Source organism: Rossellomorea sp. NPDC071047, from assembly GCF_050270195.1.
Lineage (GTDB): Bacteria > Bacillota > Bacilli > Bacillales > Bacillaceae_B > Rossellomorea.
Window position 1 is genome coordinate 82,380 of sequence record NZ_JBNNJT010000001.1, and the last position, 22,598, is coordinate 104,977.

A 22,598-nucleotide genomic window follows, 5' to 3' on the forward strand; every position below is an offset into this window, starting at 1 on the left:
CACCGGCAATCTGCCCTGATCTGAGCCCTCTTTCTAATGAAACCTAGGGGAGTGACTGAAATTGTTAACCTATGAAGAGGCCGTTGGATGGATACACTCAAGACTCAGACTTGGAATCAAGCCGGGTCTGGAGAGAATGCAGTACTTACTAGAGAAGCTTGGGAATCCACATGTAAAGCTTAAAACCGTTCATATCGGGGGTACAAACGGGAAGGGTTCGACTGTCACCTATTTACGAAATATATTACAGGAATCAGGGTATTCAGTAGGCACATTTACTTCACCCTATTTTGAGAGGTTCAATGAGAGGATCAGCATCAATGGAGAGCCTGTATCAGATGAAGATTTAACTCTTCTTGTGGAGAAAATAAAGCCCGTTGCCGAAAGCATGGAGCATTCTGAATGGGGAACCCCCTCTGAATTTGAAGTCATAACAGCCATGAGTTTTTACTATTTTGCCGAAATGCAAACGGTAGACCTTGTCCTTTATGAGGTTGGACTTGGAGGAAGGCTTGATTCGACGAATGTCATCACACCGATGATTTCAGTGATCACAAGCATCGGACTGGATCACATGCAATTTCTGGGAAGCAGTTTAGAAGACATTGCCTTTGAGAAAGCTGGCATCATCAAACGTTCTGTTCCTGTCATATCAGGGGTTCACCAGAAAGAAGCGGCTGAAGTGATAAGAAAGAAAGCGCTGGAAATGAATAGTGACCTGTTCGAACTTGGAGAGGATTTTTCTGTGGAACGGCAAGCCATACTCGAAAGAGGTGAGAAGTTCCAATACACGTCTCCAGTCCAAAATGAAACCTATGAGCTTTCCATGATCGGTGCACATCAAATCAATAATGCAGCGATAGCCATTAAAGTGATAGAACTTCTTGGTGAAAAGCATAAAATAGCAAGAAGCTATATTAAAGCGGGGCTGAAAAAGGCTTCATGGCCAGGCAGAATGGAGGCTCTATCATACAATCCCGGGATTTATATTGACGGTGCCCATAATCCTGAAGGGGTACAAGCCTTGATGAAAACCATAAAGGACCGCTTTAATCATAAAAGAGTAACGGTTCTTTTTTCCGCCCTGCACGACAAAGAGCTGAAACCGATGATTACTCAATTGGAAGAAGCGGTGGACGCAATTGGATTTACGACCTTTGACTTTCCACGAGTCGCGTCAGTTGAAGAGCTTTATGAATTATCCTCCCATTCCAACAAGAAGAAAGTTCACCACTGGAGAGATTACCTTACTGAAAAAATACAAAGCATGAAAGAAGAAGATGTCCTGTTAATAACAGGATCACTATACTTTTTATCCGAAGTAAAACCATTTCTAATGGACCAATTGGAAAATTACAGAAAATAATAAGTGACTTTATTGGACTGCTTTGATAAAATATTCTTAAACTTGTGACTATTTAACTAGTATAGTATGATCGGACTATATTAAATTAATCGTGGACCTATGGAGGATAGATATGACGTTATCAGTAAAAAAGAAGCTGTACATATTTCTGTCCTGGCTGGCCGTTGTACCCGCTGGTTTGTACATTACATATCAATACTATCCTCCTGAGAATATTGCAGGAAATGAGTTAGAGCTATTAACCCTGGTGGCTTTCGCTACTTTTATCCCGCTTATGCCCATCGTGATAAATGGTGCGACCATCTTCTTCATCCAGTGGGTGACCCTTGTAGGGTTTATAAAGTATGGATTATTTGTTGAGATCATCCTCATGCAGTTTTCTATTATTCCATTACTCATCCGGCTACAATTGACCAAAAATGATTGGCATAGAATCCCTTTGAATTCAGTTATGTTCTTCATCGTTTCATTAGTCAGTGGGCTTGTTTATTTTCTATTCGGCGGAGAAGTCGGATTAAGGGATATCAGTCAATTGATCCTGCCTATTCTGAGTTATCAAATCGTATCGATCATGGTTAACCAGATATTGCTTCTGCTCTATCAACACTATGTAGTAAATAGTGATGTCCGATTTTACAGTAAGGATTTTGTATGGGATTTTACAGCAAACATGATCATGTTCCCCCTTTCTTTATCACTCTATTATTTAACCTTTGAACTGGGAGCCTTCGCTTCTTTATTGATCGGTATCCCTTTTGTGAGCTTATCGATCATCTTGAAGATGTATAACTCTTCTGAAAAGATCAATGAATATCTTCAAAAAGCGGGTGAAATCGGTCACCAGTTAACGGAAAGCCTTAAAGTAAATGAAGTGCTCGATATATTCATAGAGAAGATCATAGAGACTCTGCCGGTTGAATATGCCTATATTCTCGACTGCCAGGAAGAAGAACTTGTCCTGTTAAGACGTGTTGAAAATGGAGAAATGAAGTCAAATAACCTGCGTCCATTAAAGAAAAGCCAGGGGATCAGCGGTGTAGTGTGGGAAACAGGGAAGTCCGTCCTCTATACTTCACGGTCTGAATGGACAGGCATCGCTGAGGGATACATGCCTGATGGAGTGGAGAGCGTTTTATGCGTTCCCATTGTAAGAAGTCAAAAGGTAAGAGGGATCCTTCTCTTGGCTTCTTCCAAAAAGAAGGCCTATGAAAAATATCAATTGATGATCGTCGATATTTTATGCTCCTATTTCGGAGTGGCGATCGCAAATGCAAGGCATCATGAACGAACGAAGAAAAACAGTGAGCGGTGTGCCCTGACAGGACTATATAATTACCGCTACTTTGAAGATCTCCTGACCCTGGAATTCAGTCATCTAGATGTTGGGAAAAGGAAAAGTCTATCCCTCATCATGCTCGACCTTGATCATTTTAAGGTCATCAACGATAACTATGGTCACCAGAGCGGTAACGAAATCCTGATTGAACTTGCAGACCGCCTTAGCACCCTTATCGATACCAGGGGAACGGTTGCGAGGTATGGAGGGGAGGAATTTGTTATCCTTCTGCCGGATACAAAACGGGATGAAGCGCTCAGTCTGGCTGAGTATGTCAGGAGTGCGATAGCCAGCAAACCATTCACCCTCCATGACAGCCTGGATGAATCCAACAAACAGATGATGGTCCGGATCACTGCAAGCATCGGAGTTTCAACCGCACCTGAAGATGCTGAAGATACCCTGGCACTCATCCGCCATGCGGACCGGGCCCTTTATACCGGGGCGAAACAGGCCGGGCGGAATCGGGTGGCCCAGTATGTGAAATAGTCAAAAGGTGTCTATTCGACAATAGACATCTTTTTTCTATGTTTTGAGTATTTAGTCCTATTATAATAGTTTGAAGATTGATATAATAAAAGCATTATAGGATACCAAATGAGGGATATTATGAGAATTCAGGGAAAGATTTCACTACTATTACTTTTCATCCTTTTTCTGGCATTTAATTTACATTCGACAAACACCTATGCCAAGGGAGCTTCAAATTTAAGAGTAGACTTCAATGTTACCCCGTCCCAAGAAGTAATTGTAAAACCTGTGGATAGTAATGCCAAAGCATCATTAGACTTTCATATCAATCCAATAGGAGAGGTGAAAGAAACGAATCGACCTCCTATAGACGTCGTTTTTGTCTTTGATAAATCAGGATCGATGAATAGCACCAGGGATAAAATGCAAAGTGCAAAGGATGGATTGACCAATGCCGTACAATTCTTTGAGAAGAACAAACAAAGTAATGACCGGTTCTCTCTTATTACGTTTTCTTCAGATATAGAAACGATACTTCCATTAAGTAATGACCTCGATGCCATTAAAACTTCCATGTTACATACCACCGCTTATGGAGGCACCAATTATACAGACCCCTTGCGTGCAGCGAAGAATATGCTGAAAGATTCCAAGAATGAAAAGTACATTGTCTTCTTAACTGATGGACAGCCGATGATTGCGACGGCGATTGAAAAAGTGAAAAAAGAAGTATGTACGAAGCCAGTTTGGTTTTTTTGCGGTGAAACAAGTGTTGTCGAGAGTGATCAACAACTGGTATATGACTTTCAAAATAGATACAGTTACAATCGATGGATGCATAAAATATATGCCCATGATAATAGTAAATTGAAGTCTTTATACATTCCGTCATTTACTATGGATGGTACGTCATTTAATGCAGGTTGGTACAATCCGGGTGAGTTGGAAACGAATAGTCAGCAAATGCAAGCTTTGATCAAACAAAAAGGACTCGAAGTATCCCAGGAAATATACAACGATAAAATCACGATGCATACCTTAGGTTATGGAGAAGGAGATCTGGACGATCGTTATCTCGAAATGCTGGCACAACAAACGTCGGGCAGCTTCATCAAAGCAAGTGAAGGAAGTGTCTCCGATGCATTTGAAAAATTGGCCAATAAATTAAATTCCGTTAAATTGGATGGTGAAATTGTCGTACAGTTGCCTGAGAATGTGACAGTTGACCAAAATCAATACAAAGTGATTAATAATACAGTGTATCTGCCATTTTCCACAGTATATGAAGTAGGACAGGGCGTACCGACTCCGATTACAGTATCACTTCCTGTGGAATTCTCTAACAAGGGATCCTATACGTTTAAGGATTTAAAAGTACAGTTTAAAACGGCAGAAGAAAGAGACTTCCGTTCAAGTGATAAAAAGTCGGTGACGATTGAAGTGAAAGATGATGCACCTGCATCGGTAACAGGAAGGGTAGACTTTAATAGAATCAATCAAGATCTGTTCAATTTAATTATTGAGGATGGAAGAGAAACGAATACTTTCACCGGACTGTTCAAACTGGATTTTGGCGGGTTGGTAAATCCAAAAGCAAAAGGTGATTTAAGTGAGATCATTATACACCAACCCTTACCTGATGGTATCAATGTTAAAGAAAGTTCTGGTGTAACAATCCAGAATATTAATGGGCAACAAATTGCCATGATCAGGGTTAAACAAAAAATGATGTTTGAAAACGGTGCTTTTACTAAACCTACACTTGAGATACCCATAACGATGAACGCCGTCTGGGCAATAAATAATGTTAAAATGCCACAGGCGAAAGTCTATTATGTCGATTCAAGATACGGGAACAAAGTAAGTAGCAATCTAAGCCCGAATAATAACGAAATCAGTGCGAAAGTAAGGACACGCCAGCTGCAAAATGGAAAAGAATTTGCATTTGATGGTTATTCAAACGGTACGATCAAGAAGGTAAGAATACAGGGGCAAACGGAAAGTGTTGTAGCATCACTGGAAGCTGGAATGGATGACCGATACCCGATTATTCCAGTACAATCATTGAAGAGTGAATCCACTCAGCTAACTATTATCTACAGAAATGGAGCAACGGCTGTTTTACCATTCGTTCCTGAATTAATTGTTAAAGACCCTATCACTGATAATATTTTAGATAATGGTTCTTCCGTATCGAATGAAGTGGAGTTCTATCTCTCCAACGGTATTCCAGGAAGGGATGTTTCTTACAACTATCAACTTCTAAATGAAGAAGAAACTACTGGAGAATGGACAGAATTTGAGTTGGGAGATACGAAAACCATTGAACGTTTCGGGAAGAATGAAATCCGGGTAAAAGCCGTTGGTGGTTTTGCAATCGAGGATTACATCATTGAAAAAACCATTTGGATCGAGGGTGACGATTTAATACGTGTACCTTCACTAATTGAATTATATGTAGGAGAAACTCAGTCATTCAATATCGATATCTTCCCGTTTGGAAAACCGAACAATAATTATAATGTGAAGGTTCTGCAAGGAGATGACGGAATGATCAACTCCTCTTACAGTCAAGTCAATTCCACCAAAGAGAACCGCATGACAGGATTATTTCCCGGCGAAGATTTAGTGGAGGTTCAAACCAAGAATGGGAAGTACAAAAAGTTGATTCGAGTCATTGTTAAGTCAAAGATTGTAAATTTGAAAAGCATGGACTTCACAAAATCGAAGTACACCTTATTGCTAAAAGGTAACTCATTCGATATACACTCTAATTTAGTATTCAATCCTGAAAATGCAACCAATAAAAACATAAAGAACGTTGTAGATACAGGTAATAAGGTTGTAGACATCGTGCAAGAAAATGGAGTTTGGAAGGTCATACCTGAAAATGCAGGGGTGACGACCATAAAGGTTACTTCAGAAGAAAATCCTGATATAAATGCAATTGCGATTTTCGAAGTCGTTGCAGGAGAAGATGAAACCGAAAATCCGGAGACCGGAGATGGCAATATCGATGGAAGATGGTGATAAAAAGGGAGGTCCTTGATAATGGACCTCCCTTTCTTTCATTCAACTATTATCTCATCACTGATCAATGAGAGTGCTTCAACCTTTGGTAAAGTATCCAGCTTTGAAAGAAGGACATCTTTGTTATAGTTTACGATGAATCTTGACAATTTCTCTTGTTGATTAGAGGGGAAGTCCTGATTTGCATCATCGATATTGTTTACCTCCCCACGAACAGCATTCACTGTAAGGTTGCCTTTTGAGAAGACTCCGCCGTTAACATAAAATAATGAACCAACTCCATAAAGGGTAGCGTCACTGTCAGTGTAGAAAAAAGCTTGTAACGGCTTGATGCTCTCAGCTGGGTCCGGCAGCAAACGGAATTCATTCTGTTCACTCTCATTTTCATAATACTGAAATTCATTCATTCTTGTTAACAGTAACTCTCCTTTAGAGAGTAAAATTAATTCTCCTGTATTATTTGTGCCGTCTTCACTCTCTTTCCCGGTTATATTCAAGTTAGAAATACTTGTTTTTCCCCTTGCGTAAATGACGGAATCAAACTTGATTTCATCATTCTCACCGGATGGGTCATTGGCATCGCCGAGGATGGTTAGATTCCTGCCTGAAAATACATTTCCCGATATGACGGAAGTGGAATTTTGTGATTGAAAAGAGATATGATCAAAACTAACTATATTCTCCTGGAGCATTACGGGTGAATTTGCCTCTATGGATACTCTTCCTGCTGCCACGATATTATCAATGGTCATTTCTCTATCTAAATTAGAAATTGTCACATTACCAGTGGAAATAATATTCCCGATATTCATTGGAGAATTTGCGATAATATTAACATCACCATCAACAAGCAGTTCCTCCACTGAACCTTTTAGCCTTCTTATAGTAATATTTCCACTCACTTTAACCTTACCCTGGGAGTTCTCATCCAAGATCCCATCTTTTACAAGAGCAGGAGAGAAGGAATTTGAAAGAAGAGCCATTCTGATTGAGTTCGTTAAATTTGTTTGCGTAATGTTATTTCTCATTGGTAGATCAAGAGATTCCAATACTTTGCCAACCTCTTCTTCGTATGTTTGATTAAAAGAGATATCGGTAAATTGACTATCCTGTTTTACTTTGGGAGGTTCGATTAGCGGATAGAACTGATTAGAAGTTATCAAGCTTTTCATATGTTCATAATTCGCTTTATTATAGCTTGTATACAAGTCCCCCATAACGGAGGGAAATGGTGCTGAGTGTGTTTTCTCCTGTTTATTAGAAAGTTGGTAGTTAGCCTCTTTACTTATGCCTAAAGAGTTAGCATAAATGTTACCGACCAGATGTGGAGATCCATTCAATTGAAGCTGATCCCTTGAGCCTAGAGTATACTTAAGGAAGCTTGGGACGGGTGATAAAATGATCCTTTTTCGAACGGTCTTTTCGATTTTCCCTTGTTCAGAAGAAGGGTTTTTAGTTTGAATAAGGATTTCATATACTCTCGTAAGGTTGGTCCCAATGTAGTCAAGCTCAAAGGTTTTGAAATCAGGAATATTGGATTTGGTGCAGTGGTCACCCAGCAGGTTTATGGCACTGGTCCCGCTCACATCAATGATTGTGATACATTTTATTCTATCAAGAGACTGATAGGATGGAAGAATGGAAGCTTGAAAAAAGTTTGCAAGTTTCGTATTTATATTCGCTGGTGTCAATTTGCTGATGTCTAACTCCCTTGCTGGTTGCAATTGATAGACAAGCTTGGATGAAATTTCTTCAGCTGCCTTTAGCCCTTCATATGTAATGTCAATGTCGGTCTCTCTGACTTCGGTTCGTTTCGCTCCACCTATCGTTGAACTTATGATAGCCATACCGATCGTCACCATAACAAGAGATGTAATTAATACGGTAAGTAAGGCATTTCCTTTTTGATTGGTTATTAACAAGCTGTTTTCTCCCTTCTAAAATCCGAAGCTGCTCTCTAAACTAAGGGTTTTATCGAAATTCGGATGTGACACTTTATACGATAGCTGTATGATTGCTTCATTGCACGGTTTAGATGTGCAGGTAGAAGTGATGACGGATCCCGAAAAATCAGAAGGTGTAGTTATGATTGCCCCATTAAAGCTCCATTGTTTTTTCTCCCCAACTTGAACTAATTGCAGAATTTGTTCATCATTCACAATCTCTTCAGCCTCTACCCTGTAGAAGGACTTACCAGAATAGGGCGCTACAGATATTTCACTGCCATTTATAAACTTTACACAAGTAGAAGAGGATGGCACACACTCCTCAATTGTATCGAAGGGGTATGAATATAGATTCTTCATTACCATTGCAGAAACATAATCTGCGTCTTCTCTCAATTGAGCATCAATCGAAACTTTCTCATAAATCTTATAGCCGGTAATCATTGCTCCATACGTAACTGGTAACAGGATGGCCGATATGGATATGGTAAGTAATAACTCAACCAGTGTAATGCCTCTATTATCGAATATCCTCGCTTTTAACTTTTCCATCAACAGTCGTACTGTATTCTCTATCATTGATATTCCACCTAACTTCGATTGTAATAGGAATATAGTAATCTAATTCATCAAGGTTCGTGACTTCCCCGGAATAAATTTCAGTCTCGTATTCTAACCCGTTTATATGTATATATTTCTTGCCTGGACAGGAATCAATCATTTCTGTTTCAGTAGAGAGGTTAGAGAAGGTTTGATATTCATCGCCGCAAATGAATAATTTGAGATATTCATCTTTTGGGGACTTGCTTCCAGTATTCACTTCATAGAAAAAGTCCCTGGTCTCAAGGAAGTCTTGTTTTTCCATAAACATTAAAACATTCCTGGCTACATTGACCCCCACGGTCTTCTTTTGATTACCATTCGTATATGTACTGGATTGAAGGAAAAAATTCATGAAACTAAGAAGGACGATCCCCAGGATTGTGATTGAAACCAAAAGTTCAATTAAAGTGAAGCCTCTATTATTTTTATATATTTTTAGTAATTTCAACCAAACACCTGCTTTCAAAATACATGACTTTATTATACAATATCTAGTAGTCGAAACTTGTAAAAAAAAGTCTGATTTATAAGAAATATATCACAGGGAGGAGATGTATGTAAGATGATATACCTATTTTCGTTGCTGGCACTCATTCTGTTGCTCCCTATTTTATATTTTATTCCAATAGGCATCAGTGTAAAAGGGAAACTACTCATTGCTGGCATTGCATTCGGGTTAACGCTACTTGGATTAGTCGCATCAACACAATATTCAATTTGGATGATCGGCATCATGCTAATGATTTTGTTAGGCCTATCTTCTTATATGATTGAACAACGATTCAGTGGTCTTATGGTCCTGACTGCAGGCACTGATACGGATTTGGAAGAAGAATCTGTGCAAATAGTCCATGATCATAAGGGATTGAAGGATCATTTACATAATAAAAAGGGTGAAACAGAGGCTGAGGAAGAAAAATTGGAGTTGATAGAGGATACAGTGGGTACCGCCCAGGTTAAAGTGGAAATAGCTCCAATTGAAATGGATGATCTCAATGAAATCGAAGTGGACGTTGAAGAAAATTCTGAAAAAGATGTCTTTATAGGACAAGATGAACCATTGCAAGCTTCGGAAATCAAAGAGATAATCCCTACTGTTGAAACAGAATCGATAAAGGTCGATGACGATGAAAGTGAATGGTTCATTGAGAATGCCAATGAATACGAAGATATTGGAAAAATGAATGAAACGGAAGAAGAAAATGAGTCTTCAGATATCGTTTTAAGTGAGATTGAGAGATTAATAAATGAACCTGACGAGACCCTTGAGAATGAAAAGGAAGAAATGAAGGAAGCATTTGATGATGATTCGGAAGCTATAGAAGATTTAGAGGGCTTACTAGCTTCTAAAGATGAATTGGAAGATGCTTCGGTTGATGATTTTGTAGAAGATGAGAAAGCTGAAATATCTGAGGGAACCCAAGGTAGTATTGTTGATGATATCAGTGAAGAAGATCTTCACGTACATGCATTTCCTAAAAGGTCCAGGATCATGAGAGAGGTTATGAAGACCATGATTGAACAAATCACACTCTCGAAGAGCATTTTATCCTCCCATCAGATGGAGAACATGATTAAGCATTACTTGCATCCAAGTTTACATGATCAAGATTACTATACATTTGCAAGGATATTAATGGATCATTACATTTCAACAGGGCAATATGAAGACTTACACATGTTTACTGACGGGATTGCTAAGAGATTCATAGAGTATCCGTACATTAAAATGGATATCGAACAAACAAATGAGTTTGCATGGAAAGAGTTAAACGAAATTAAAATGACAGAATAGGTGAGATGATATGAAAAAGAGTGCAGAAATGAAAGCTTTACCAATCATAAATATTTTCGATGGAAGTGAAATAGGGAGGGTCAAATCCCTTGTAATCAATCCGGAAAAGGGCTCGGTTGATTTCCTGACCATCGAGCATGAAGATTGGCAGGTCAGTGTGAAGGCGATCCCGTTCAAAAAGGTAGTTGGTATAGGGGAGTATGCCGTCACTGTCGAAAATGAGAATGCAGTGATCGACTTAAATGAAATCCCGATTGCGAACCAGCTCGTGAATAAAAAAATTAAAATCAACGATACCCGCGTGATGACCCGTAAAGGCCAAATGATCGGGAACATTCAAGAGTTTTATGTGGATGATGAAACCGGGGCTATCGTTTCCTTAGAGTTAAATGCCCAAGACAGCACGTTTTTCCTTGGGACGGAACATGTTCTGACATTTGGGAAAGATATCATCATTGTGAACGAAGACGCTGCAGAATATTTTAAAGGATCACTTGATCAACTTGTAAGCCCTGAGCCTGTGTTCAAAGAAGAGACTGAAATTTTACAAACGCAACAACATGGCCTAGAGACAATTAAAACGAAACAGACTCAATTACTTACAGGAAAAAGTGTGATTGAAGATATATATAATTTAGAGGGTAATCTATTGATTGCCAAAGGTTCATCTCTAACGGAAGCTGATATTAAGGCTGCTCAGGAAGCTGGTCCATCTGTTTTTGTTGATTTAACGATGAATATTAAGTAGGAGTCGGGAAGGAGCGCCTAGTGTGAAAAAAGGTCTATTTGTTAAACTGATGACCGTTTTGTTCTTATCCACATTTTTTCTATATGGGTTTTCTCATTTAGGCGTCTTTGCATATGAAACGTTCTTTGTTAAGTCACTCAATCTATCGAAACATGCAGCGGTTGCATCTATTAATCTGGGTGGAGCAAACAAAGAGGAAGCAATGAAGATACTGGATGAGAAAGTAGAGGAATGGAAGCAAAATCAAAACCTACTGCTGGATTTCAATGGAGAAAGTGCAAAAATCGATGTATCTCTCTTTCAATTTCATTTGGAAGAAAGCATAGAGAAACTTGCTGATGATGAAAATACAAGTTTAATTGTGACGATTGATGAAAACGCCTTCGATGCGTTTCTTTCAAATCATTTCGCTGACTATAAGGGGGAAAACATAAACCTTCCTTCTTTAAGAGAGTATGTCCTCTCCTTGGCTGGTAGTCTTCATAAAGAAGAGAGAGTAGAGATATACGATTATGCAGCAAACAATGAATCTCCACAAGTCCTAAATGAGGCCGTGTCGAATGAATTAGAGGTTACACCAACAATCAAGAGCTTTATAGACAATTATCCCTCCATTCCCATTGCACCCAATTCCCAATTTTCATTTTCGGATTTTCTGGAAACTGAAGGATTTGTAGTTGAATCACAGGCTGATTTAAGTCCAGTTGCATCGTTACTCTATCAGATCAGCTTATATTCCAACTTTTCTATCATAGAACGAAATATAAGCAAGCTGCTTCCGGACTATGTGACACTAGGCTTTGAGGCGAAATTCAATCCGATGAATAATCAGGATTTTGTCATCACCAACCCTAATTCAACCGGTTATGAGCTGAAGCTTGCCATCCAAGAGAATAGAATCAAGGCTCAATTGCAAGGGATCCCTTTTCCAAACTCATATAATGTCCGTTTGTCGGAAAAGGAAACGTTCCCTCCACGAGTGATTAAACAGTTTAGCCCTTTTGTTGAAAAAGGAAGCGTCGATATCCAACAAGAAGGGAAAGATGGTATCCTGATACGGGTTTATAAGCAAAAACTGAGCTCTTCAGGTGAGATCCTTTCAGAAGAACTGATCAATGAAGATTTTTATGCCCCACAACATAAGATTGCGGTTTATCCGTTGCAGGAATTACAGGAAGCCCCTAGAGAGACATTTGATAATGTACTAACCGGGGAGAATGGGGAAGAATCGACGAATGAAGAATCGAATGATGGGGAAAAGGATGAAACTTCCTCAATGGACGATGAAGGTAACGAGAGCAGTCTTCCAGAGAAGGAAAGTGAAGACACTGCCGATCAAGATTCTTCAAGTCCATCAGACGATGGAGCAAAACCAAAGAAAAAAGATATTAAATAAGTCGTAAAAGCGGGTGATAAGGTGACCACGATTAGAAAGAGGCTTGGAGACCTGCTCGTTGAAGCAGGGATCATATCCGAATCCCAGTTACAAGATACCCTGAAAGATAAGGCGAAGGGACAGAAGCTGGGGGATGCCCTGCTTCAAAGAGGATATATTACGGAGCAGCAGTTGATTGAAGTATTGGAATTCCAATTGGGGATTCCCCATGTCAGCCTATACAGATACCCCTTTGAAACGAACTTATTCCACTTGATTCCTAAAGAATCGGCTAAGCGGAACCTGATGATCCCACTCAAAAAAGAGGGGGACAGGCTTTTCGTCGCGATGAGTGACCCTTTGGACTTTTACGCAATCGAGGATCTGCGTTTGGCTACAGGCTTTCAAATCGAGACAGCGATTGCGACCAAGGATGATATCCTGAAAGTCATCAATAAGTTTTATGACTTAGAGGATGGATTTGAAGACCTTTTCCAGGAACATAGGGATCAAAATAGAGTAGAAGAAGATACGGTGGTGGATTCCGATTCACCCATCGTACGATTAGTGAACGGAATCCTTTCGAATGCGGTGACCCAAAAAGCGAGTGATATACATATTGATCCGCAGGAAACCAAAGTCGTCATACGTTACCGGGTGGACGGCATTCTTAGAAACGAAAGGAATCTCCCGAAGCACATGCAAAGTATGTTGATTGCCAGGCTTAAAATCATGGGGAATCTCGACATAACCGAATTCAGGGTGCCTCAGGACGGGCGGATCAAGGTGAATATCGACTTTCATCCCATCGATCTGCGTGTGTCGACTTTACCGACTGTCTATGGAGAGAAAATAGTGTTGAGGATTCTGGATTTAGGTTCGAGTCTGAATGACCTGACAAAGCTTGGATTCAACAAGGTGAATCAACAGAGGTTCATGAAGATGATCCAACAGCCGACAGGGATTGTACTCATCACGGGACCAACCGGTTCAGGGAAGTCATCTACTTTATATGCTGCCTTGAATCACCTAAACAGTGAAGAAGTGAACATCATTACGATAGAAGATCCTGTTGAGTATCAGTTGGAGGGAATCAACCAGATCGGTGTGAATCAGAATGTCGGTTTGACCTTTGCGAAAGGGCTGCGTGCCATTTTGCGTCAGGATCCGAATATCATCATGGTCGGGGAGATTCGGGACAGGGAGACCGTTGAAGTCTCCATTCGGGCTTCCTTAACCGGGCATCTAGTGTTGAGTACGATCCATACCAATGATTCAATCAGTACGGTAACGAGACTATTGGATATGGGTGTAGAACCCTTTTTGGTTGCCTCATCACTAAGCGGGGTCGTGGCTCAACGCTTGATCAGGAAAGTTTGCCGTGATTGTAAACAAGAGATGGCGGCTACCAAGCGGGAGATTGAAATATTCGCCAAAAGGGGAATGAAAATCGAGACCATCACGAGGGGGAAGGGTTGCTCCTCCTGTAATATGACAGGATACAAAGGCAGGATTGCCATTCATGAGGTCCTCGTCATGAATGATGAAATGAAGAAGGTCATTCTGAACAACGAACCCTTCTCCAAGTTAAGGGAGCATGCCGTGCGGAATAAAACCATCTTCTTAATCGATGACGGCTTGCTGAAAGTGAAGCAGGGCATGACCACGACCGAAGAAGTATTAAGAGTAGCAATTTCAGAGTAGGTGAATGAATTGAAAGAAAAAGTTGATTATCTTCTAAAGTCTGCTTACGAGCTGGGCGCGTCCGATATCCACCTTACTGTTGGCTCACCCCCTATCTTCCGCATACATGGGGACTTGAAAAGGTTCGGTAAAGAAAATTTGCTGCCTGATAACACGGAAATGATGGCAAAGGCCGTCATTTCTGAAACGATGTATCCTGCCTTTGAAGAAGTGGGTGAATTGGACTTTTCCTATGGAATCCCGGGCGTTTCAAGGTTCAGGGTGAATGCATTCAAACAACGATCATGCGTATCTTTGGCCATACGTGTTATTCCGACTTCCATCCCTACAATGGAGGAATTGTTTCTTCCCCATGCATTGAAGACGATTGCTGAAAAACCACAGGGTCTCTTCCTTGTCACCGGACCTACGGGGAGTGGAAAGTCGACCACGTTGGCATCCATGGTGGATTATATGAACCGGAAAATGAGGAAGCACATCATCACCCTGGAAGACCCCATTGAATACCTGCACAAACATGGGGCATCCATCATCGATCAGCGGGAAGTGGGATTTGATACGAAATCATTTTCAAAAGGGCTCAGAAGTGCCTTGAGGCAGGACCCCGACATCATCCTTGTGGGGGAAATGAGGGACCTTGAGACCATCCATACTGCCATCACGGCAGCGGAAACCGGTCACCTTGTACTGGCGACGCTACATACATCCAGTGCCCCTGCCACCATCGAGCGGATCGTAGACGTCTTCCCGCCGGAGCAGCAGTCGCAAATCCGGGTTCAATTGGCATCTGTCCTTGTCGGGATCCTTTCACAGAGATTATTTGCCACCACTGATAAAAAGGGCAGAAGGGCTGCGACGGAACTCCTCATGAATAATGCGGCGATCGCCAATTTGATCCGTTCTGAAAAAGTCCACCAAATCCAAAATGTCATGCAGACGTCCAAAACTTCAGGCATGCACACCATGAGCGACAGTGTAATGAGACTTTATGAGAGTGGCATCATTTCAAAGGAAATGGCGTTTCCTTACAGCAGAGAGGAGATTCCTCAATAGATGGGACGTTTTAAGTACACGGGCAGGGACCAAAAAGGAAAGAAATCGGGTATCATCACGGCATCATCAAAGAAGGATGCACTCATTCAGTTGAAGAAGCAAGAGGTAAGGGTCATAGACATTTTGGAAATGCCCGAAACTCTCATGACCAAAGACATAACGATCGGAAGTCCGGTGAAGTTACAGCATCTTGTTATTTTTCTGCGCCAGTTTGCGACCCTTCTTCAAGCCGGGGTTACAGTGGTTGATTCGACTCATATTCTGGCCGAGCAGACAGAGAGTAAGGCACTCGGTAAAGCACTAAGGGAAATTGAAGATGAATTGCGGGACGGGAACCCGTTATCTGAAGCCTTCTCCCGTCACAAGAAGATTTTTGAGCCAATGCTGATCAATATGCTGAAGGCCGGGGAAGCGTCAGGGAGCCTTGATGAAACATTGGAAGGGCTCGCCACTCATTATGAAAAGCAGCATATCACGAAACAGAAAATCATTTCGGCGCTTGCTTATCCAATGGTTGTCGGCGTCATTGCCATCGGTGTCGTCATATTCTTATTGGCTGCCGTTGTACCCACATTTGTGAATATGCTGACCGATTTCGGCGGCGAATTGCCGGCCATCACACAATTTGTTATTGCTTCAAGTGAATTCATGCAAAAGTTCTGGTACATCATCATTTTGTTTTTTGTATTCATTGCCATCACTCTGGCCATGTTAAGAAAAGACAAACGATCGAAGTATTATCTTGATTATGCCATCCTGAGAGTGCCGATTTTCGGGAAGATGCTGCAAAAAGCTGTACTAGCGAGAATGACGCGAACGCTCAGTTCATTATTTTCAAGCTCAGTCCCTATTTTGCAAGCATTGGCCATCGTGGAAAAGGTTGTGGAAAATGAAGTGGTGGCCCGTGTGATCGGCGAATCCCGCAGGTCATTGGAGAAAGGGACATCCCTTACAGACCCTATGAAACGCCATTGGGCTTTTCCTCCATTGGTAACGCAAATGATCGCCATAGGAGAAGAGACAGGGTCCCTGGACTCTATGCTTGCGAAGGTCGCAGACTTCTATGAAAAAGAAGTGGAAAGTGCCACGGATCGTCTGAAATCACTGATAGAACCACTCATGATCGTCATGCTGGCAGGTTTGGTCGGGACAATCGTGACCTCGATTTTAGTTCCGATGTTCGAAATCTTCAATAATGTTCAAAACTATTAGAAAATACCTATAATTTTACAAAAAATTTGATTTTTTTGTCGGATGGTTGTTGTATACTAGTACTAGATTACTAGTTTTTAGTAACTGATAAACATACAGGAGGAATTACCATGTTAAAGAAAATGGGGAAAAGATTGAAAAATGAGCGCGGATTGACGCTTATCGAATTACTTGCTGTTGTCGTTATTTTAGGGATCATTGCCGCGATTGCGATTCCTAGTATTGGTGGGTTGATTAATAACTCTCGCATCGATGCTCATATTGCGAATGCCGAACAAATGGTTAGTGCTGCAAGGCTAGCAGTAACAGCTGATGAAGCTGATGATGGAGACACGATAAGCATGACAGATCTTATTGAAAATGGTTATCTTGAAGAGGTAGATAATCCATCTGATGATAATGGATACGATGAAGGTGAAAGTCTGGTTACAATCAGCAGAGATGATAGCGGAAATTATACTTATGTTGTTACATTAGTAGATTCGGATGGAAATGCTCACTTTACTGGATTAGACCCTAGTGAAATAAATAGAGATGATGTAACTCTATAATACTCATGGCATTAATTTTTATCTACGGTCTCCTCCTAGGCTCCTTCTACAACGTAGTCGGCCTCCGGATACCGCTCAAAAAGTCAATCGTCAAACCAAGATCAGCCTGCCCGTACTGCCGGCATACGCTGACAGCCAAGGAACTGATACCAGTACTATCCTATATCATGCAAGGTGGAAAATGCGCTCAGTGTAAGGGGCGCATTTCTCCTCTTTATCCACTGATGGAACTATCTACCGGACTCTTATTCTTACTTTCTTATATTATGTTAGGCTTACAGCCGGAGCTGATTGTCGCTCTTACCCTTGTCTCTTTGTTCATGATCATCACGATCAGTGACCTGAAATATATGGTGATTCCCGATAAAGTGCTGTTGTTTTTTTCAGTTTTATTTATCATAGAACGAATATGCATCCCGTTAAACCCGTGGTGGGACAGCATTGCAGGCAGCGTTACCGGCTTTTGCCTGCTTCTTCTGATTGCCATCATCAGCAAGGGAGGAATGGGCGGCGGTGATATCAAATTATTTGCGGTCATTGGTTTCGTCGTGGGGATAAAGGTGATGCTTTTTTCCTTTTTCCTCGCTACCCTTTTTGGGGCGGTCGCCGGTATTACAGGCCTGATGCTTGGCTTCTACAAGAGAGGGCAACCCATTGCTTTCGGTCCATATATCGTAATAGGCACACTCGCAGCATACTTCTTTCACCAGCCAATCCTGTATTGGTATTTTTCTTTATATAGCTAAAAGGGGTCATTCAAAATGTTATCGCGTCTCTTCAATAAGAATAAAAATAAAATCAATATCGTCATCAGTGATCAATGGATTCGATTTGTAGAATTGAAATCTGTTTCTCCTATACATATTCACCATTTTGGAGAGAAGCGAATTGCTGACGGGATGATCTCGGATGGCAAAATCATTGAGAAAGAAGCTTTTCAAGCACTTTTGGAAGAGTGTGTCCTCGATTGGGGGATCAAGAAAAGGGAAGTTCAATTCATCGTTCCAAATACTCAGATGATCATCAGAAAGATGGAGATATCATCCGATATTGAGGACGATGAGGTGAAGAGCCACCTGTTTCTGGAAATCGGGACGAGTATACATCTGCCTTTTGAGAATCCGGTATTTGATGTGGTGGTTGTAGGAAATAAAGGAGACAAGAAAGAAATCATCCTGGTGGCGGCACCGGAGGATATTGTCATGGAATATCAGCAGCTTTTGACTGATGCCCATTTAAACCCGGTTGTGGCGGATATTAGTCCACTTGCCTTTTATCGATACGTACACTCTTTGGATTTAACTCGTAAAGAAGACCATGAAATGCTTCTCTATTTCAATCAGGCGAATGTGACCGTGTCCATCTTCCATGATCATCAGCCTGTATTCTTCAGGCCGATCGGATTAGGAGAGGATCGGGAAGTGATGGATGAGAGGGTGTATCATAATGATTTTCAATCCCTTCAGTTTGATGACGTAATGAAAGAAATCGACAAAGTCATCAGTTTTTACCGATACACACTTACAAATGATGAAGCAATGATTAATAAAATATACGTAACCGGTGACCATCCCAAGGTAGGCGATATTCACACCCTTTTATCAGATCGGTTTGAAATCGACATTATCAAGGTGCCAACAGCCGCACGCGACGCCTACACCAATGAAGAACTATCGAGTGCGTTTCTACTCGCCATTGGTTTAGGATTAAAAGAGGTGATATAGTGCTCGTCGATATCAATTTATTACCTCAAAAGGAAAAGGGAAGCCGTCAATGGTTGTATGTGGTTGTAGGAGTGCTATCCGTTGGCATCCTTGCTCTTATGATTATATTATTTCTTGCTGCGAATATCGGAAAAGATGTGGACGTCCTTACGACGGAATTACAAGGGACCAAGCAGCTCAGAGCGGAAAAAGAGCAAAGCATTTCTGATTTTGAATCATCGGATGCCTGGGTGCAATTGGAGAGTGCAGTCAGCTGGGCGGAAAGCTATCCCATCGATACCGTGCCGGTTTTGAATCACCTGGTCGAATTACTGCCGGAGCGGGGTTTCGTGAAGGAATTTACATATGCTGAAGATGGGAGTATCCAACTATCGATTCAATTTGATACAAGCAGTGAAGCTGCATTTTATTTAACGCATCTGAAGGAATCCCGGTACATACAGGATGCAACCTTATTGTCGCTTGCTACGGAAACCATCTCAGAAAATGATAGTTTAACAGCCGTTAATACGGAGACCATTTTACCAAGGTATATAGGTCAGTATGAAGTAATGTTAAATAGAGAAGAGATAAAGGAAATGGAAACAGAGGAAACTTCCGATGAGCAGGGGGGCGATTCGGAATGAATATACGATTCGAGAAAAAAGAATGGCTGCTGATCAGTATATCCATCGTGATGGCAGTAATCCTAATCCTAGGGGCAATATGGTTCTACTATCAACCCGTGAAAAATCAGAAAGAAAGTCTACAGAATGAAATCAATACGGAAAAGAAGCTGATTGAAGCATTGGATTCAAAGATTTCTTCCATTAAACAGGCTTCCTTTGAAAATTCGAGTTCACTACAACAAAAGGTTCCGGTCAAGCCCCTCACTCAGCAGTTCCTTATCGATTTGGAAAAAGCAGAAATCGTCTCGGACAGTTTTATCACAAGCATTGAATTTACAGAAGGTGCTGTAGACCTTCCTGCAACTGAAACCTTGGGCGCGGGGGAGGATGTTTTCCAAACGGATGGTGAAGTGACTGAAGAAGGAACTGAAGTGAACCCGGCACCTGTTGTGGTCCTTCCACAAGGCCTTCAAAAACTGACAGCCACGATTACTGTAGAAGCAAAGAGCTATTTTCATTTAGAAGAGTTCATCAATAAATTAGAAGAGCTGCATCGTATCGTAGAGATCGAACAGATTTCTTTCAGCGGACCGGCCGAATTACTTCAATATAAAGATGAAGTCGAAAATATACAATTGAATTTAGTCGTGTCCGCCTTTTATTTACCTGGTTTAGTGGAACTTGAGGCGGAGCTGCCAAAGCTGGATGCACCATTGCCGTCAAATAAAAAGAATCCTTTTCAGCAGTTTCCTGAACAAAAATCAGAAGAACTAGATAACAATTAAAGGTTTGATGATAATGCATGAGAATGAAAGAGGATATACTCTTGTAGAACTGCTTGCTGTTATCGTGATCTTAGGGATCATAGCCGTCATTGCTGTATTGGCAATAAATAATCTGATTGAAAAATCAAAGAAACAGGCGTTTGTGGCAAACGCCCTTACGATGAAAAGTTCAGCGCAATACTATGCGAAGGATGCCATGCTTCAAGAGAAGGTAACGGGTAAGATTACGTATAAAGAATTGATCGATGCTCAATTGATTGAACCGATCTTGGATCCGCATTCCAAAACAGTCATGGCACCGGATGAATCGTCTTATGTTTTGGCTTATGGGGAGAGTGTGATATCCATCTGTTTATTGGGGGAAGAGTATAATCTCTGTACAAATGTAGATGGAGATAAAGAAGAGATACCGTTTTCTACCCTTTCAGTTCAATCCCTGCAGAAAAACTAAAAAATTTGACGAAAACCTATTAGGACAAGACGACAAAAGTCTTGTTCTTTTTTTTATTGGATGTGATAGCATGGAAAAAAATAGATGAAGGAGGGTGGCGATGATGAATAATAAAAGAGATAAAGATCAAAAGATATCTATTAAAATTAATGGTGAAAAAACAGATTTTAATGAAGATCTCCTTGTCTATGATTGGAAGTTGGGGGAGTCTGAAACAGCTGCAGGGGAAGAGGCGGAAGACAATGGGTTCGATTGGATCCTTCCCGACGATGAGGAAGCCAAGCCTCCAAAGGAATACAAAAAAATCAATTATGTGTCAGGTAACAAAAAGAAGCGCAAGTCTTTCAAAAATCCATTTCAGGATTCTGTTAATCTTCTAATGTCGATCATTGGTGCGGTTGTGGTTGGGGCGGTGCTGGGGTTCGGCACGCTTAAAGTCATTACGACAACAGATGGTCCTTCGGCGCCGGCGGCAACGTTGCAAGATACGACGGCAGAAGGAAATACGGAAGGGAAGCAGTCCGTATCGGCTGTTGAATTACAGGATTTCTCAACGGCGATTCTTCAAGGCGGTGTGTTTTCAACAGAGGAATCGCTTAATGCCATGAAGGACAGCTTGGCAGGAAAAGGGTTGAGCAGCGCAAGTGTGGAAAAGGATGGACAATTCTTTCTTATATTGGGTGTTTCGGGGGATCTTGAAACAGCAAAATCCCTTGGAGCTGAATTGAAAGAACAAGGGCTAGACGTTTTTGCCAAAGATTTTGTATTTGGAGCTAAAGGAATAAATGCTTCAAAGGAAGAGAAAGCCTTTTTGGAAAAGGGAAATGGGCTCTACAACACATTAGCTATGGAGAGCAGCAGTGGAATGGTCGGTGGAGCGCCTGATGAAACGACGATTCAAACCATTCAATCGGGAGTGAAGGAACTGGAAGGAATCAAGGTGGGTCAAGAGTCCATCGCATCCATGAAAGAGTCCTTAGTCAATGCAGGGAATCTCGCGGCAGGGATGAAGTCCACGGAGGATGCCCAAAAAGTGCAGGAGGAGCTATTATCCTACTTGCAACTTTACAGTGGATTATAATTTCGACTGTATTAGACTATTTTCTAGGAAATAATCTTTTAACGAAAATAGAGCCTCTCTTATTTTGTCAGATATAAGCGCTGACCATAAGAGTACCGGCTCTATTTTTACTTGTTTAAAGAGGTGGGATTTGGTAGTATATTCATGTATCTCCCAATTTCTACTCTGAAAGGAATGGTATGGTGTGTCCAACCTCATACTCGCTTCACAATCTCCCCGACGAAAAGAACTTCTGCAACAAATCCAACTCTCTTTTTCCGTTATCAGCTCCACTGTTGAGGAAACTTTTTCACCTGATTTAACGCCCCATGAAGTCGTAATGTATCTTGCCCGAAAGAAAGCGAAAGAAATCTCGAATCAATACCCCGCCCACTATGTGATCGGTTCGGACACCGTCGTAGCGAAGGATGACCGGATCCTTGGTAAACCGGAATCGAAAGAAGAAGCGAAAGAAATGCTATCAATGCTTTCCGGTTCTACCCATTCTGTTTACACGGGTGTGGCCATTCTGCATGGTGACGCAGAGGAACTCTTTTATGAAAAAACGGATGTAACGTTTTGGGAGTTGACTTCTAAAGAGATCGACGATTATATTGCATCTGAAGAACCTTTTGATAAAGCCGGTTCATATGGTATTCAAGGAATCGGAGCGAAATTTGTCAAAGAAATCAAAGGCGATTATTTCTCCGTCGTTGGCTTACCGATCTCAAGGGTGAATCGTGTCTTACTTAAAATGGGCTATCTTCAACCAGAATGACT

20 protein-coding genes are annotated in these 22,598 nt (G+C 41.2%); 17 read left to right on the forward strand and 3 right to left on the reverse strand.

Annotated features, from left to right (window positions below):
* Positions 1-61: 61 nt before the first annotated feature.
* From ACQKFO_RS00390 to ACQKFO_RS00400, 3 genes are all read left to right on the forward strand, one after another.
* Complete coding sequence (locus ACQKFO_RS00390) at positions 62-1,366, forward strand: bifunctional folylpolyglutamate synthase/dihydrofolate synthase (RefSeq protein WP_427596397.1); 1,305 nt, start codon at positions 62-64, stop codon at positions 1,364-1,366.
* A gap of 112 nt (positions 1,367-1,478) precedes the next feature.
* Complete coding sequence (locus tag ACQKFO_RS00395; RefSeq protein WP_427596398.1) at positions 1,479-3,191, forward strand: sensor domain-containing diguanylate cyclase; 1,713 nt, start codon at positions 1,479-1,481, stop codon at positions 3,189-3,191.
* A 120-nt stretch (positions 3,192-3,311) separates the two neighbouring features.
* Positions 3,312-6,203 (forward strand): vWA domain-containing protein, encoded by a 2,892-nt coding sequence (locus ACQKFO_RS00400; protein WP_427596399.1) that lies wholly within the window; start codon positions 3,312-3,314, stop codon positions 6,201-6,203.
* A gap of 38 nt (positions 6,204-6,241) precedes the next feature.
* Here the strand turns inward: ACQKFO_RS00400 and ACQKFO_RS00405 are convergent, their stop codons facing one another.
* From ACQKFO_RS00405 to ACQKFO_RS00415, 3 genes are read right to left on the reverse strand one after another with little or no spacing between them, the layout of a single operon-like run.
* Positions 6,242-8,125, reverse strand: a complete 1,884-nt coding sequence (locus ACQKFO_RS00405; protein WP_427596400.1) for a hypothetical protein — start codon at positions 8,123-8,125, stop codon at positions 6,242-6,244.
* A 15-nt stretch (positions 8,126-8,140) separates the two neighbouring features.
* On the reverse strand, positions 8,141-8,728 hold the full coding sequence (locus ACQKFO_RS00410) for a hypothetical protein (RefSeq protein ID WP_427596401.1): 588 nt from the start codon (positions 8,726-8,728) through the stop codon (positions 8,141-8,143).
* Positions 8,670-9,200 carry a type IV pilus modification PilV family protein gene (locus tag ACQKFO_RS00415; RefSeq protein WP_427596402.1) on the reverse strand — a complete coding sequence of 177 codons (531 nt, stop codon included), beginning with the start codon at positions 9,198-9,200 and terminating at the stop codon, positions 8,670-8,672. Before ACQKFO_RS00415 ends, ACQKFO_RS00410 begins: the two co-directional genes overlap by 59 nt.
* A gap of 114 nt (positions 9,201-9,314) precedes the next feature.
* Between ACQKFO_RS00415 and ACQKFO_RS00420 the strand changes: the two genes are divergently transcribed.
* The 14 genes from ACQKFO_RS00420 (at position 9,315) to ACQKFO_RS00485 (ending at position 22,596) form a co-directional block, all read left to right on the forward strand.
* Positions 9,315-10,547 (forward strand): hypothetical protein, encoded by a 1,233-nt coding sequence (locus ACQKFO_RS00420; RefSeq protein WP_427596403.1) that lies wholly within the window; start codon positions 9,315-9,317, stop codon positions 10,545-10,547.
* 10 nt (positions 10,548-10,557) lie between these two features.
* Positions 10,558-11,295: a PRC-barrel domain-containing protein gene (locus ACQKFO_RS00425; RefSeq protein WP_427596404.1), complete on the forward strand. Its 738-nt coding sequence runs from the start codon at positions 10,558-10,560 to the stop codon at positions 11,293-11,295.
* A gap of 22 nt (positions 11,296-11,317) precedes the next feature.
* A complete protein-coding gene (locus ACQKFO_RS00430; protein ID WP_427596405.1) occupies positions 11,318-12,691 on the forward strand; it encodes a G5 domain-containing protein in 1,374 nt (457 codons plus the stop codon).
* Positions 12,692-12,712: 21 nt separating this feature from the next.
* On the forward strand, positions 12,713-14,374 hold the full coding sequence (locus tag ACQKFO_RS00435) for a GspE/PulE family protein (protein ID WP_427596406.1): 1,662 nt from the start codon (positions 12,713-12,715) through the stop codon (positions 14,372-14,374).
* 9 nt (positions 14,375-14,383) lie between these two features.
* Positions 14,384-15,427 (forward strand): type IV pilus twitching motility protein PilT, encoded by a 1,044-nt coding sequence (locus tag ACQKFO_RS00440; RefSeq protein ID WP_427596407.1) that lies wholly within the window; start codon positions 14,384-14,386, stop codon positions 15,425-15,427.
* Positions 15,428-16,639, forward strand: a complete 1,212-nt coding sequence (locus ACQKFO_RS00445; RefSeq protein ID WP_427596408.1) for a type II secretion system F family protein — start codon at positions 15,428-15,430, stop codon at positions 16,637-16,639.
* Between the two features lie 110 nt (positions 16,640-16,749).
* The gene (locus ACQKFO_RS00450) at positions 16,750-17,190 is read left to right on the forward strand and encodes a prepilin-type N-terminal cleavage/methylation domain-containing protein (protein ID WP_427596409.1); all 441 of its coding nucleotides are present in this window, start codon (positions 16,750-16,752) and stop codon (positions 17,188-17,190) included.
* A 5-nt stretch (positions 17,191-17,195) separates the two neighbouring features.
* The gene (locus ACQKFO_RS00455) at positions 17,196-17,936 is read left to right on the forward strand and encodes a prepilin peptidase (RefSeq protein ID WP_427596410.1); all 741 of its coding nucleotides are present in this window, start codon (positions 17,196-17,198) and stop codon (positions 17,934-17,936) included.
* Positions 17,937-17,951: 15 nt separating this feature from the next.
* A complete protein-coding gene (gene pilM, locus ACQKFO_RS00460; protein ID WP_427596411.1) occupies positions 17,952-18,914 on the forward strand; it encodes a type IV pilus biogenesis protein PilM in 963 nt (320 codons plus the stop codon).
* Positions 18,914-19,540, forward strand: a complete 627-nt coding sequence (locus tag ACQKFO_RS00465) for a PilN domain-containing protein (protein WP_427596412.1) — start codon at positions 18,914-18,916, stop codon at positions 19,538-19,540. The genes pilM and ACQKFO_RS00465 overlap by 1 nt, the downstream gene beginning before the upstream one ends.
* Positions 19,537-20,307, forward strand: coding sequence for a hypothetical protein (locus ACQKFO_RS00470; protein ID WP_427596413.1), 771 nt, complete (start codon positions 19,537-19,539; stop codon positions 20,305-20,307). Before ACQKFO_RS00465 ends, ACQKFO_RS00470 begins: the two co-directional genes overlap by 4 nt.
* Before the next feature lie 13 nt (positions 20,308-20,320).
* On the forward strand, positions 20,321-20,758 hold the full coding sequence (locus ACQKFO_RS00475) for a type II secretion system protein (protein ID WP_427596414.1): 438 nt from the start codon (positions 20,321-20,323) through the stop codon (positions 20,756-20,758).
* Between the two features lie 100 nt (positions 20,759-20,858).
* The gene (locus ACQKFO_RS00480) at positions 20,859-21,839 is read left to right on the forward strand and encodes an SPOR domain-containing protein (RefSeq protein ID WP_427596415.1); all 981 of its coding nucleotides are present in this window, start codon (positions 20,859-20,861) and stop codon (positions 21,837-21,839) included.
* A gap of 184 nt (positions 21,840-22,023) precedes the next feature.
* The gene (locus ACQKFO_RS00485) at positions 22,024-22,596 is read left to right on the forward strand and encodes a Maf family protein (protein WP_427596416.1); all 573 of its coding nucleotides are present in this window, start codon (positions 22,024-22,026) and stop codon (positions 22,594-22,596) included.
* Positions 22,597-22,598 lie beyond the last annotated feature (2 nt).

What these genes read in the sequence shown, in the direction of transcription:
- ACQKFO_RS00395 (WP_427596398.1), top strand. Translation starts at nt 1,479, where the DNA reads ATGACGTTATCAGTAAAAAAGAAGCTGTACATATTTCTGTCCTGGCTG.
- ACQKFO_RS00400 (WP_427596399.1), top strand. Translation starts at nt 3,312, where the DNA reads ATGAGAATTCAGGGAAAGATTTCACTACTATTACTTTTCATCCTTTTT.
- ACQKFO_RS00410 (WP_427596401.1), bottom strand. Translation starts at nt 8,728, where the DNA reads ATGATAGAGAATACAGTACGACTGTTGATGGAAAAGTTAAAAGCGAGG.
- ACQKFO_RS00420 (WP_427596403.1), top strand. Translation starts at nt 9,315, where the DNA reads ATGATATACCTATTTTCGTTGCTGGCACTCATTCTGTTGCTCCCTATT.
- ACQKFO_RS00425 (WP_427596404.1), top strand. Translation starts at nt 10,558, where the DNA reads ATGAAAAAGAGTGCAGAAATGAAAGCTTTACCAATCATAAATATTTTC.
- ACQKFO_RS00445 (WP_427596408.1), top strand. Translation starts at nt 15,428, where the DNA reads ATGGGACGTTTTAAGTACACGGGCAGGGACCAAAAAGGAAAGAAATCG.
- ACQKFO_RS00450 (WP_427596409.1), top strand. Translation starts at nt 16,750, where the DNA reads ATGTTAAAGAAAATGGGGAAAAGATTGAAAAATGAGCGCGGATTGACG.
- ACQKFO_RS00455 (WP_427596410.1), top strand. Translation starts at nt 17,196, where the DNA reads ATGGCATTAATTTTTATCTACGGTCTCCTCCTAGGCTCCTTCTACAAC.
- pilM (WP_427596411.1), top strand. Translation starts at nt 17,952, where the DNA reads ATGTTATCGCGTCTCTTCAATAAGAATAAAAATAAAATCAATATCGTC.
- ACQKFO_RS00470 (WP_427596413.1), top strand. Translation starts at nt 19,537, where the DNA reads ATGAATATACGATTCGAGAAAAAAGAATGGCTGCTGATCAGTATATCC.
- ACQKFO_RS00475 (WP_427596414.1), top strand. Translation starts at nt 20,321, where the DNA reads ATGCATGAGAATGAAAGAGGATATACTCTTGTAGAACTGCTTGCTGTT.
- ACQKFO_RS00480 (WP_427596415.1), top strand. Translation starts at nt 20,859, where the DNA reads ATGATGAATAATAAAAGAGATAAAGATCAAAAGATATCTATTAAAATT.